The sequence below is a fragment of the Enterocloster citroniae genome (assembly GCF_040545455.1).
Lineage (GTDB): Bacteria > Bacillota > Clostridia > Lachnospirales > Lachnospiraceae > Enterocloster > Enterocloster citroniae.
Genome location: NZ_JBEPLZ010000022.1, coordinates 89,546 through 101,588 on the forward strand (window position 1 = coordinate 89,546; position 12,043 = coordinate 101,588).

The window sequence follows — 12,043 nt, forward strand, 5'->3', positions numbered from 1 at the left end:
AAATCGTGAACGCGCGTTTATTTTTTGCAAAAGTGACAAGGCTTTTTGTCAAGCCGTCACTCCTTTTCTAAATCTGGCAGGGCAGATCAAACGGTCCCCCTTTTCCATTCCGATCACTGCCCTCACCGCTGTTTTTGCAATATCACGCACCGATATCTCCACTGTTGTCAAATGATACCCTAAGTCCTCATAGTTAGAATTGTAGTCGCAGCCAACTATCTTAATATCTTCCGGAACCTTCCGCCCCAGATCATTGGCCGCACGCATGGCAACAATGGCCATCAGATCATTGGCTGCATAAATGGCAGTTGCAGGCGTGTGTAATATCCTTTCCGCCGCTTTGTATGCTGTCTCACTGTTAAAGTTGCCCGCCTCGATCCGGCATTCATCCTCCAGGCCGGCTTCCAGCATAGCCCTTTTATAGCCTATCACACGGTCCCGGCTGGACAACCTGTCATCTCCGGAAAGATGCACGATCTGCCTGTGCCCCTGTCTGATCAGATAGCTTGTGGCCAAATAGCCTGCATCCTGGTTCTGGCTGTAGATACCCCGTATGTTTTCCGCCTGTATCATGTCCACATTCGGGTCGATCACCACCATATTAAATCCCTGTAATGCCAATTCATTGATCGACTTCATCTCAAACTCAAAGCCGACAAAAACTCCGCCGCAGATCATCCTGCTCAAATACATATTCTCTATCTTAGCGAAATCTGACTTCTGCGTAACCACAACAACCGAGATCATATATTCATATTGTTTACCCTGAGAGATCAATTCAGCGATCAATCTCATAAAATATGGGGACTCTGTTCCCTTCCACCTTTTTCTGCTTGAATCACAATCCGAGATGAATAAGGCAATTTCCCTGCTTGCTTTTCCGGCAAGCACCTGGGCAAAGGAATTCGGTTCATATCCATATTTCTCGATCACATCCAAAACTTTCTTTCTGGTTTCATCAGGTACATTGGAATAATTATTGACCACCCGGGAAACTGTACTTCTTGAAACATTTGCCAGTCTTGCAATCTCTGCACTTGTAATTTTCATGTCATCACCTTGTAAACGCGTGTTTATCCTCTGTATTTATAGATTACCATAAGCTTCTCTGATTGTAAATAGCTTTTTATATATTTTGTATATTTTTATCGCTTTTATCCCCTATTATTGTCACTGTTTTAACAATTCCCATCTTTTTACAGGATTGCACAGTCCAAAATTGCATTAATTTATTCATTTTGATTACTAATTTTTAGTCATTTTTTCTGTGCGTTTATATACTTTTCATTACCAATGCCGCGCCTGAAATAATCAGCATGACAACAACTAATTTTCTGACTGCTTTCTCCGGCAGGATCCTTCCACTAAAAATGCCAAGTGAAAGTCCCAGAAGCATAAACGGAATCAGCATAATGGATGTTTTTACCAGTTCAAGCGAAACCATTCCCCATAACCCATACAAAAAAATCCTCAATGTATTCTCAATCAAAAAAACAATACAGATATTAGCTTTAAAAGAGTGGGTGTCATCTGTAACTCTGTTTACATAAGCTCCCAAAAGGGCCCCTATCCCGTACAGGCCGCAAAGCAGTCCTGACAGAATCCCAATCAATCCAAGCAGGATCTTGGACTGCTTAACGGGTTTTGTATGATATTCCCGGTACAGCATTTCCATGCCTATGAGAATGATGATAAACCCAAAGAAAATTTTTATCATGCGCACATCCGCATTTTTAAGAAATAAAATGCCGGGTACACTGCCCATGACAACTAAGATCGATAACGGAATACATATGCTCCATTTTATGGATCTGCGTTCTCTCCAAGCCAGAATCATATTGGTTGGATATCCCAACAGTAACTCCACCGGCGAAATCACGCTATTGTTGTTAGAAAAGCTCAATATACTTGTAAATACCAGCGTATTTGCAAACCCGCATAATCCTTTTATAAAAAATGCCGCAACCGCCGCAACTGCCCACCAGGCCATCATTCCACTCTCCTTTTATTTTTAAAATGAACCAGCTTGTGATGACTCATTTTATTCATAATCATGATATCACTACAGATAGATAAACACAATATGGTGAAAGGGTATGGGGCCTGTACATCTGCGCATCTTACGGTATCTTGTGTCCGCTGGGAATAGTGAGGATAGGTCTGCAGATTATTGGGGGATAATATATGAATAGGCCGAATAGCAGCGGTAAAAAAGACCAGGAGCCTTTATTCATCTTCCTGGTCTGTGGTATCTTCAATTTTTATGTATTTGAAACTATTTATTTTAAACGATTCCCTTTGATCCTATTTACAGCCATATACTGCAAATAAATGTTGCAACCAAGCCGCCAATAGCCATGGAAATGTTGCTGAGAGATAAAGTTTTTAATCCTGTTTTCATATCATAACCCATACAGTTGGTATATACCCAAAAATAGCTATCGTTCACATGACAGCAAGCTCGTGCGCCTGCGCCTGACGCCAAGAAAATCAAAATAGGATTTAATCCCAGACTTGCTGCAATCGGAGCACAAAGAGTTGCAGCAGTTGTCACTGCAACGGTACCTGAGCCCTGTACTACTTTTAAAACACCGGATATCACAAATGGAATCAGAATAAAGGGGAGTCCTGTATTAATGACCATATTCGCCAGGCTATCACCAGCTCCAGAAACCTTCAATACTTGGCCCAGTGCACCTCCTGCTGCCGTAATGAACACGATTGGCCCTGCATCCTTTAGTGTCTTATCCATTACTTCAAGTACCTTTTTGCTCCCTAAACGTTTACCAAGTGTTACAATAGCTAAAACCGCGCCAATAGCCAATGCAATATTTGAATCTCCAACAAAAGAAGTAATCAGCAGAACCGGCGTTCCCTCCGGACAAATCATATCGCAAGTAGTTTTTGAAAGAATCAATACAATCGGCACCAGTAATGGCAAAAGGCTGGCCAATGTTCCGGGCAAATTTGAGTCATCATCAATATTTGCTGTTTCCTCCTCTTTTATATCAGAACGGAATGAGTAAAAATCGTCAGGCTTATTCCTAAAATAAATCTCTGCAAAAATCCATCCAAAAAGCGTCATAAAAACTGCTGCAAAACTTCCGTATAATATGGCCTGTCCAATATCAATTCCCAGCAACCCAGCCGCCGCCAATGGGCCTGGAGTCGGCGGAACAAAAACATGGGTTGCCAGCAGTCCTGCTGAAAGGCTCACTGCCAAAATAGCTAAAGGGATCTTTGTTTTCTTTTGAATCGCCTTTACCAAAGGAGTTAAAATTACAAATGCCGCATCTGAAAAAACCGGAATTGATACAATATATCCTGTAATAGCCATGGCAAGCCCTGCCCGCTTTTGTCCAACCAGTTTTACGGTGTCCATAGCCATTCGATTTGTAGCTTTCGCCGCATCAAGATAATTGCCCAGCATAATCCCAAAAATGATAACAATACCAATACTCTTAACCGTTCCTGAAAATCCTCCTGTGATTGCTCCTACTGTATCAGAACCACTCATTCCCGCAAGTACTCCCATAACAAGTGCTGTTGACAATAATGCGATGAATGCATTCGCTTTTACCTTCAGGCATAAAAACAGTAAAATTGCCATTCCAATGATAAAGACAAACTCAATCGACATACTATTCTCCCCCTTTTTTCATTCTTTCTCTCATCATAGGCTTAATTCCACCTGCCTCCAAGATCTTAAAAGCCTGTTCTCCCATTTTCTCGCACAGCCAGCATTCTCCTGTTTCCATAACAGTAACTGTGCCATTCTCCAAGTCCAACTTCAGAGTCTGTCCATACTTCACTTTCTTACCGATTCCTCTACATACCACCAAGGGCAGCCCTAAATTAATTGAATTGCGAAAGAAAATACGTGCAAAGGAATCAGCAACAACTGCAGATACTCCCATATGTAACAGCGCAATCGGTGCATGTTCCCTGCTGGATCCACACCCAAAATTAGTCCCTGCTACAACAATCCCTCCTTTCGGAAAAGAAACCGCAATATTTTCATCTACCCCACTTAAGCAATGACTCCCAATCTCTTCCGGATCAGTAAGCGCCAAAAAGCGTCCCGGATATATTTGGTCAGTGTCAATATTATTTCCAACAACGATAGTTTCTCCAATGATTATTGTTTCCATCTGCTCACCCCCTATAAATACTGCCGCGGATCTGTGATGCGTCCATTCAGTATGCTTGCTGCCACAGTCGCCGGACTAGCCAAATAAATCTCCGCCTTATTCGATCCCATTCTCCCTGGGAAATTTCGATTTGTACTGCTTATGCAGCGCTCCCCCTGTGCAATAATCCCTTCATGCGCTCCCAAACAAGCTCCGCATCCGGGAGTGGCAATCGTTGCTCCCGCTTTCATTAGATCCTGAATATATCCCTTTTCCATGCATGACAACATAACCTCTGCTGAAGCCGGAACTACTACCAGCCTGCAGTATGGAGGAATGTGTTTTCCTCTTAGGATTCCTGCCGTCTCGGCTATGTCTTCCTCACGGCCTCCCGTGCAGCTGCCTACATATCCCTGATTTAATATAACATCCTGCTCTAAAATCACCTTACTCAGAGGTGCTACATTATCTACACTGTGGGGACAGGCTAATTGTGGCTCCAATTCAGAAACATCCCAGCAATAAGATTCCTGGTATTGAAAATCCGGATCTGTATACTGAACTTCATAGGAACGGGCTGCACGTTTTGAAACATAATCCAATACATCCTGATTTGGCTGCATATATGCTGTCTTTGCTCCCATCTCAACAGCCATATTACAGATAACCATTCTGCCTGCCACATTTAGTTGCTCTACATAACTTCCCGTAAAATCAATTGCTTTATATACAGCTCCGTCAGCCTTGATTTTTCCCAGAACATGCAGTATCACATCTTTGGGATATACTCCCTTTTTTGTCTCACCCTCCAAACGGACTTCAATGATTTCCGGTATTCGGAACCAGAGCTCCCCAGTCATCAAAATCGTAGCCATATCTGTGGCGCCACATCCAGTTCCCATGGCTCCAAATGCTCCATGTGTTGTGGTATGGCTGTCCGTTGCCACCACAATCATCCCCGGATAAATGACTCCTGCCTCCGGCATCACCTGATGACATACTCCGCAATTTGTATCAAAGTGATATTTTAAGTTATTTTTCTTTGCAAAACCACGCATTTCCTCATGATTCGATGCGCTCTTAATATCCGGTGCCGGAGCATAATGATCAAAAACAAAAGCCGCACGCGTATTATCCCACACCGTTTCTCCACCCATTTCATAAAAAGAATATACCGTTTGTAAATACAGGTCATTTATTTCCGCAAAGTCAACTTTTGCAGTTACAATTTCACCTGTACTTACCTTTTTCCTTCCGCTGTTTTTCGCAAGAATCTTCTCGATTGCATGCATAAACCTACCATCTCCTCTCTTGTTTGTATATCGTATTTTAAATATCGTATACGATATTACATTTTTCACGTTTAGATTATCACATTTCTACTTTATGTGCAATATATTTTTATAATTATCTTATATTTCTATTTATATTTCACAATATTATAATGGCAATCTTATGAGATTTGACAGGAATTTCGTAAATATGTTATGATAAGCACATGAGAAATCCGAGGTGATAAACGTGGAATCATTAGAACTTATGCCTGCCCGCGTGCGCATTACATCAATTTTAAAAAAAGCACTTTTAGCAGGTGAATATAAAAATGGGCAGGAATTAAGCCTCACAGAAATCGCAGAACGGCTTGGTGTAAGCCGAACTCCAGTCCGCGAAGCTTTTCAGACTCTGGCTGCTGAAGGATTAATTGAATTACGAATGAATAAAGGCGCTATTGTAAAACCTATTAATCAAAAATTCATTACCGACCATTACGAAATGAGAATTCTTTTGGAATCTGAGGCTGTAGCCAGAGCTACAAGAAATGGGTTAGATGTATCTGAACTACTCACTGAACTGTATCACATGATGGATAATATGGATATGATTGATCGTTCTTACTATACGGAACTCAATCAGAGAATTCATATGACTATTTGGAAAGCGGCAGATAATCAAAAACTTTTGAATTTTCTTATGAGTTTGTGGAATGGCCCCAGCATTAGCACAATGAATTCTGAACTGGAGCATTACCACCAATCCACACAAGAGCACATTGAGATTCTTCAGGCTATTCGTGCCGGAGATATAACTGAAGGGAAACGTATTATGGAATGGCATATTCATAGAAGTATGGACAATATTCTAAAAAGTTTTCAGGCTGCCCACCCGGATTGTTAAATTAAAATATGCGGGCCGCCCAGTCAATAAAATATGCTCCCTCTTAAGTAGACACGCTCAATCATTTCGACCGTCTACTTAAGAGGGAGCATATTAAAGGCAGCAGCCCCCTGTTCATCCTCTCCTCTTTGCCTCCACATAATCCTTAACCGTAATATACACCCGACCATTTTCCATGGTGCTGAGTTGAGCCACATGGGGCAGTTCCAGATAGGCATCCCGTATCTTTTCCCTCTGCGCAAACACTTCCTGGGCCGGACCGTCAAGATAAACCTCTCCCCTGCGCAGGACCACCACCCGTTCAAAATAATTGGCGACAAAATCCATATCATGGATAATGGTGATCACCAGCTTTCCTTCCTCCCCCAAACGGTTGATGATCTCTCCGATGCGCCGCTTTCCCCAGCTGTCCTGTGCGATGGTTGGCTCATCCAGAATTATTATTTCATTTTCCATGGCGATCACAGATGCAATGGATATCAGCTTCCGTTCCGACAGCCCAAAATCATAGGGGCTTTCCTCCATTTTATCCTTCAGCCCCACGATCTCCAGTGCCCTTACTGCATTCTCCCTTGCTTTTTCCTTATCCTTAAAAATGTTTAGGGGGCCGAACATTACCTCATCTATGATCTTATTTTTAAATATCTGGTCATCCGGGTTCTGAAATACCATACCTACCTGCTTGGACAACTCCGCCACCGTTGTGGTGCTGATATCCGTTCCATTGATCAGGATCTTTCCGCTCACAGGCTTTAAAAGGCCCTTCAGCAATTTTACAAATGTGGTCTTTCCCGCTCCATTCTGCCCCACAACAGCTGTCTTTCTACCATCAATTTCCAAATTCAGTTTTTTGAGGATCGGCGTATCCTCTGTATAAGAAAAACACAGATCCTGAACCGTAATATTATTCATATCCCCTCTGCCCCCTGACCAGCTGGCAGGTATCCTCCAATGTAACAGGATACAGGCCATCTGTTTTTTTCACGCAAAGCTCACGGCATATCTGGGTAAACACCGGATAATCCATCTGATACTTCTCCAATTCCGAATTGGAAAACACCTTTGCAGGAACATCATAATCCACCACAATTCCATCATGCATGAGAATAATCTTATCACAATATCTTGCCAGTTTTTCGATCTTATGCTCAACAATCAGGATCGTCATCCCCTCTTTGCTGAGGGTCTGTATGGCCCGGAACACCTCCTCCGATCCCTGGGGATCCAGCTGTGAGGTGGGCTCGTCAAAGACAATGACCTTCGGACGCATGGCAATGATGCTGGCGATTGCCATCCTTTGCATCTGCCCGCCGGAAAGCTGGAACGGATTCCGGTTCCTGTAGTTTGCAATATCCAAAAGCTCCATTGCATATTCCACCCTCTTAAGAATCTCCTCCCGGGGCAGACCAATGTTCTCAGGACCAAATGCAATCTCCTCAAACACAGTCAGCTTGGAGCCTGTGACCTGTGTAAAGGGGCTTTGAAATACAATGCCGATTTTGGACACCAGATCGCTGGACTCAGCCTTTGTAACCTCCATACCGTCAATAAACACATGTCCGCCGTATCTTCCTTTATAGAAGTTTGGCACCAGCCCTACAAGCGCCTGGCAGAGCGTGGATTTTCCAGCTCCGTTGGTGCCTACGATCCCTACGATCTCACCGGCTTCAACCTGGAATGAAATATCATTCAATACCAGTTTATCTGTCATGGGATACATATATTTCAAATGCTCCACACTTATCTTAGCCATAGGAATCCCCTCCATACCAATGCAGCTATGACCAGAACACAGCAGCAGCTTCTGATAAACCTGTCATGGCTTCCATCCTCCATCTGATTGATAAAAGTCTTCGGTGTTCTGGAATTGAATCCTCTCACTTCAAGGGCAACCGCCCTTTCTCTGGTCTGCAGCAGTGAATTCATTACCACCGGTCCTATTAAGGGAATAAATGCCTTCACCCTGGTCAACAGGCTTCCCTCCATCTCAAGGCCCCGTGACCGCTGGGCGTCTGTGATGGTGCCTGTTGATGTGATCATTTCTGGAATAATCTGCAGGACTGAGCTGAACACATAGCCGATTTTGGGGCTCATCCCTTTTTTCACCAGGGATTCCACCAAATCTGACGGCCTTGTTGTCAATACAAGGATTGAAAAAGCACAAATAATATTGATCAGGTTCAGACAAATGGAAAGCGCATGGAGAAACCCTTCCAGATAATAACGGATCCCCATAACATCCAGCAGCACGGTTTCATTGTCCGGATTAAATAAGCCCTGGACCAACAGGATGGACGCCATCAGGATCAGGCTCACACCAATAAGGGGCAGCATACGCCGGAAAACCCTGCCTTTGCTCAGCAGTGTCAGATTGATCAGGATGACGCCCACCGTTACATACAAATTCGATATGAACAGCGGGATGAGTACCGCCGCCATGATATAATAAAGTTTATTGATCGGATGAGTCCGGTGAAGCGCCGATTCCTTCTCCACATATAAGCTTGCCATCTTCATCTCACAGTCCTCCTTGCAGATGCAGGCAGTCCCTTACAGAGCCTGCCCGCCTGATGATCCGGATACCACTCCGGTTATTATAAACTTTCGGTCTCCTCTTCCATGGTATAAAGGCTGGTAAGGCGTTTGGGAAGATTTTTGTATATGGCGAAAGAAATCATCGCTACTAAGATCTTGTCCGGTATATCGACCACTGCCTCATCCACTAATGATGACAATATGACAGGCACCTTATTTGCCATCAGATATGTAAATACGGCATCCCCCCATACATTCCCCGTTTGCCCGCTCCAGAATATAATATTAAGGGGCGTGGAAATGACCACTGCCACCAGACCGATCAAAAGGCCTGTGATCAGAGCTCCCTTATAACTTTTGAACAATCCCTTGTACGCGGTAATACCCGCGGTCAGGCCAATACCCAGGCCGGTCAGTGCATAGACCAATGAAACAGGGCTTGCCGTCAGACCGTATATGATATTTTTCAGCGCTCCGCAGATCCCGCCAATAACCGGTCCGCAGAGAGCACCTGCAATAATGGTTCCGATATTATCCATAAATAACGGAAGCTTCAGCGCCTCAGCGAAAAACTTACCGATATAGTTGATGCCCACTGCTGCGGGTATCAATACCAATGATGCCGTACTGAAGTTTAATGACCATATACCCCTTTTCTTACCCATTTGAATACCTCCTTCTCCTTATCCCGTTCCGGCTCTTTCTAGCTCTTTCTAGTTCTTCCTAGCTCTTCCTAGTTCTTTCTTGCCTCCAATTCGGAAATTGTTTCCAATGCCGCCAGGATCTCATTTTCTTCCCCGCAAGCTGCCTGTCTGGCGTCATTTACATAATCTTGGATCCCTTCCTTTACATCCCCCTTCCATTCCACCACAATATTTAAGATGGATCCGGCCCTGAGCCCCCGCAGGCCTGCCACCACAAAGAGTGTAGAAGTCTCCAGATCCTCTCCCAGGATCCCCCTGCTATGCCAGTAGTCCGTCCGTTCCTCTGCTGTATCCGCATAATAGCTGTCATGGCTTCGGGTGATCCCGCTATGGTACCTAAATCCCATTTTCCCGCATACCTGCTGCAGGATACCCGTTGTCTCCAGATCCGGTACTGCCGGATATCCCTTATCCACATAAGTGGACGTGGTTCCGTCATCCCTTACAGAACCTGTGCTGATGATCAGGTCTCCCACGGACATGCCGCTTTGAAGCGCTCCGCAGCTTCCGATCCGCAGGATCGTCCGGACTCCTATGGCCCTCATCTCTTCAATCGCTATGGCTGCCGATGGTCCCCCAATCCCAGTGGAAAGCGCAATGACAGGGACACCTTTATATTTGCCTCGTATTGAATAATACTCCCTGTTAAATGCAAGTTCCCGCACATCATCCAGATATCCGGCAATCCTTTTCACGCGTTTTGGATCCCCGGGTATGATCGCATACTCCGCGGACTCTTTCCGCGAAATCAAAATATGCGGCTGTTTCTCCATGTCCCCCATAGTCTACCCCTCCTAGCTGTTGTTTTGTCCGTTTTCAAACTGATAGCGGATTCCGTGGTACAGGGAAAGGGCAGATTCCGTGATCAATGCCACCACTGTGAGATATACCAGCACATTTACCGCTATCTCACAGGCCTGAGCCTCCCCAGTTACTCCCGCCGGCCATAACACCCTCAATGCCAATCCCCCTACCAGTGACTGGTTAAATATGTCCGGCTTTGTCAAAAAGAACATGTAGCAGATCACAGAGATACTGTTGATCAAAACATTGATGACCGACAGTTTCATTGTCCAGCATCCAGATGCCAGTTTTACCAGGTCCCTTATGATCCCAACAAACAGCAGTGAAACAATGATCGGAGCAACCGTCTGCATCCCTTTTGGCGAAAAGATCGGTATAGAGATGGGATTGGTGATCCAGATTACCTCCGATATCTGTACGGTTGGATTTCCCATTACGATCACACTGATCATGGCAATGCTGACAACCACGGACCATACCACCCCAGAGATGGATATGGTCTGGCTCCGTTTTGGGATCTTTGGCAAGGTGGCCGGATCCCACGCTGCTTTGGATGCTCTGCGATAGTGGTCGCGTTCCATGAGGGCAAATACCAATGTGACCAGTACAAAGCTCAGACATACAGCCCGCAGGAGCAATGCAGCGAATTGGAACAATATATCTTCCAGCATAGCGTCCGGATGAAGGAAAAAACCAACTATTTCTATGAGACTGATCCCAAACACGGATGCCGCCAGAAAAATACGCATTGCCAGCGTATAGGCATCGTAAAGCTGAGGTCCGATCAAATATTTCTGCTCCTCCCTGTATTGTCCCGCCAGGTAAGCCGGATCGCCTAATTCCTTTAGAAGCGCCATGATCTGTTCCTGTCCGACCTCTCCATGACAGCGCTCCTGTATCATATCCTCAATCAAAGTCCGCAGTTCCTGTTCAATATCCGCGCGCTGTGACACCGGCAAGCGGCGGGATACTGCATATATGTACCGCTCAATCAGCTCCATCCTGATCCTCACCCCCATTTATCAAGCGCTCTACACTCTTTGACATCCTGAACCACTCTTCACATAGAATGCCATACACAACCTTCCCATCCTCACTGATCTTATAATACCTGCGCGGCCTGCTTTCTCCCACCTCCCATACGCTTTCCAGCAACCCCTGCTTTTCCAGCCGGCGAAGCAGTGGGTAAATTGTACCGATATCGATCTGAACACCGCTGGCATTCAGGCACTGTATCAGGGAATACCCATACTGCGGTACAAAAAGCTGACTCAGTACACTGAGGATCAATGTGCCGCGCCGGAGCTCCAAGGTCAGATTTGATACAATCTCATCTCTCTTATCCATCATTTCACCACCGTTTCTCATATTATATAATGCGTCACACAGTATTGTCAATACGCATATATTATTATGTACATTTTTACGTATTTATCAATTATTTTTTATGCACTTTTGCCTAATAATTATCTTATTTCTGTCTTCCTCCTCTCCTTTTCCATGCTGTTCCAACAACTCCCGGAAAACCTCCCATGGGCAGATTGGTCTACATCCAAGCAGCCTGCCACGAAAAGCAAAAATAAAAAGCAGGTGTTTCCTGCTCAGACTGTAGACAACTAGCCTCCTAATAGGAGGCGGTTGTCTTTTTTCTTTCACTCAGGATTTCGATGTAGTATAATAGTACTATACGAAAGT

The 12,043-nt window shown here is 44.6% G+C and carries 13 protein-coding genes; 1 reads left to right on the forward strand and 12 read right to left on the reverse strand.

The features are described 5' to 3' along the window. Positions 1-48: 48 nt before the first annotated feature. The 5 genes from ABID13_RS22240 to ABID13_RS22260 all read right to left on the reverse strand — a co-directional run bounded on the left by ABID13_RS22240 (position 49) and on the right by ABID13_RS22260 (position 5,422). Positions 49-1,050 (reverse strand): LacI family DNA-binding transcriptional regulator, encoded by a 1,002-nt coding sequence (locus ABID13_RS22240; protein WP_007867066.1) that lies wholly within the window; start codon positions 1,048-1,050, stop codon positions 49-51. Positions 1,051-1,273: 223 nt separating this feature from the next. After that, positions 1,274-1,993, reverse strand: a complete 720-nt coding sequence (locus ABID13_RS22245; protein WP_242849223.1) for a sulfite exporter TauE/SafE family protein — start codon at positions 1,991-1,993, stop codon at positions 1,274-1,276. Positions 1,994-2,308: 315 nt separating this feature from the next. Continuing rightward, positions 2,309-3,640 (reverse strand): GntP family permease, encoded by a 1,332-nt coding sequence (locus ABID13_RS22250; protein ID WP_007867072.1) that lies wholly within the window; start codon positions 3,638-3,640, stop codon positions 2,309-2,311. Position 3,641: 1 nt separating this feature from the next. Continuing rightward, complete coding sequence (locus ABID13_RS22255) at positions 3,642-4,151, reverse strand: LeuD/DmdB family oxidoreductase small subunit (protein WP_048929337.1); 510 nt, start codon at positions 4,149-4,151, stop codon at positions 3,642-3,644. Positions 4,152-4,162: 11 nt separating this feature from the next. Continuing rightward, entirely contained in the window at positions 4,163-5,422 is a 1,260-nt protein-coding gene (locus tag ABID13_RS22260) for a 3-isopropylmalate dehydratase large subunit (RefSeq protein WP_007867080.1), read from the reverse strand. Positions 5,423-5,651: 229 nt separating this feature from the next. Between ABID13_RS22260 and ABID13_RS22265 the strand changes: the two genes are divergently transcribed. Continuing rightward, positions 5,652-6,305: a GntR family transcriptional regulator gene (locus tag ABID13_RS22265; protein WP_082173835.1), complete on the forward strand. Its 654-nt coding sequence runs from the start codon at positions 5,652-5,654 to the stop codon at positions 6,303-6,305. A gap of 114 nt (positions 6,306-6,419) precedes the next feature. Here ABID13_RS22265 and ABID13_RS22270 read toward each other — a convergent pair whose 3' ends face one another. From ABID13_RS22270 to ABID13_RS22300, 7 genes are all read right to left on the reverse strand, one after another. Further along, positions 6,420-7,217 carry an energy-coupling factor ABC transporter ATP-binding protein gene (locus tag ABID13_RS22270; protein WP_007867085.1) on the reverse strand — a complete coding sequence of 266 codons (798 nt, stop codon included), beginning with the start codon at positions 7,215-7,217 and terminating at the stop codon, positions 6,420-6,422. Continuing rightward, entirely contained in the window at positions 7,210-8,058 is an 849-nt protein-coding gene (locus tag ABID13_RS22275) for an energy-coupling factor ABC transporter ATP-binding protein (protein WP_048929338.1), read from the reverse strand. The genes ABID13_RS22270 and ABID13_RS22275 overlap by 8 nt, the downstream gene beginning before the upstream one ends. After that, the gene (locus ABID13_RS22280) at positions 8,046-8,822 is read right to left on the reverse strand and encodes an energy-coupling factor transporter transmembrane component T family protein (protein WP_007867090.1); all 777 of its coding nucleotides are present in this window, start codon (positions 8,820-8,822) and stop codon (positions 8,046-8,048) included. The genes ABID13_RS22275 and ABID13_RS22280 overlap by 13 nt, the downstream gene beginning before the upstream one ends. Positions 8,823-8,899: 77 nt before the next feature. After that, a complete protein-coding gene (locus ABID13_RS22285; RefSeq protein WP_007867092.1) occupies positions 8,900-9,505 on the reverse strand; it encodes an ECF transporter S component in 606 nt (201 codons plus the stop codon). Between the two features lie 68 nt (positions 9,506-9,573). Further along, complete coding sequence (locus ABID13_RS22290; RefSeq protein WP_007867094.1) at positions 9,574-10,326, reverse strand: nucleoside phosphorylase; 753 nt, start codon at positions 10,324-10,326, stop codon at positions 9,574-9,576. A gap of 12 nt (positions 10,327-10,338) precedes the next feature. Beyond that, positions 10,339-11,349 carry a hypothetical protein gene (locus ABID13_RS22295; RefSeq protein ID WP_048929339.1) on the reverse strand — a complete coding sequence of 337 codons (1,011 nt, stop codon included), beginning with the start codon at positions 11,347-11,349 and terminating at the stop codon, positions 10,339-10,341. Continuing rightward, positions 11,336-11,698, reverse strand: a complete 363-nt coding sequence (locus ABID13_RS22300) for a PadR family transcriptional regulator (RefSeq protein WP_330363690.1) — start codon at positions 11,696-11,698, stop codon at positions 11,336-11,338. The genes ABID13_RS22295 and ABID13_RS22300 overlap by 14 nt, the downstream gene beginning before the upstream one ends. Between the last annotated feature and the right edge of the window lie 345 nt (positions 11,699-12,043).

Bases quoted from the DNA above. Each gene is read 5' to 3' on its own strand.
- ABID13_RS22260 (WP_007867080.1), bottom strand. From the start codon at position 5,422: ATGCATGCAATCGAGAAGATTCTTGCGAAAAACAGCGGAAGGAAAAAG.
- ABID13_RS22245 (WP_242849223.1), bottom strand. From the start codon at position 1,993: ATGATGGCCTGGTGGGCAGTTGCGGCGGTTGCGGCATTTTTTATAAAA.
- ABID13_RS22250 (WP_007867072.1), bottom strand. From the start codon at position 3,640: ATGTCGATTGAGTTTGTCTTTATCATTGGAATGGCAATTTTACTGTTT.
- ABID13_RS22270 (WP_007867085.1), bottom strand. From the start codon at position 7,217: ATGAATAATATTACGGTTCAGGATCTGTGTTTTTCTTATACAGAGGAT.
- ABID13_RS22290 (WP_007867094.1), bottom strand. From the start codon at position 10,326: ATGGGGGACATGGAGAAACAGCCGCATATTTTGATTTCGCGGAAAGAG.
- ABID13_RS22255 (WP_048929337.1), bottom strand. From the start codon at position 4,151: ATGGAAACAATAATCATTGGAGAAACTATCGTTGTTGGAAATAATATT.
- ABID13_RS22285 (WP_007867092.1), bottom strand. From the start codon at position 9,505: ATGGGTAAGAAAAGGGGTATATGGTCATTAAACTTCAGTACGGCATCA.
- ABID13_RS22275 (WP_048929338.1), bottom strand. From the start codon at position 8,058: ATGGCTAAGATAAGTGTGGAGCATTTGAAATATATGTATCCCATGACA.
- ABID13_RS22240 (WP_007867066.1), bottom strand. From the start codon at position 1,050: ATGAAAATTACAAGTGCAGAGATTGCAAGACTGGCAAATGTTTCAAGA.
- ABID13_RS22300 (WP_330363690.1), bottom strand. From the start codon at position 11,698: ATGATGGATAAGAGAGATGAGATTGTATCAAATCTGACCTTGGAGCTC.
- ABID13_RS22280 (WP_007867090.1), bottom strand. From the start codon at position 8,822: ATGAAGATGGCAAGCTTATATGTGGAGAAGGAATCGGCGCTTCACCGG.
- ABID13_RS22295 (WP_048929339.1), bottom strand. From the start codon at position 11,349: ATGGAGCTGATTGAGCGGTACATATATGCAGTATCCCGCCGCTTGCCG.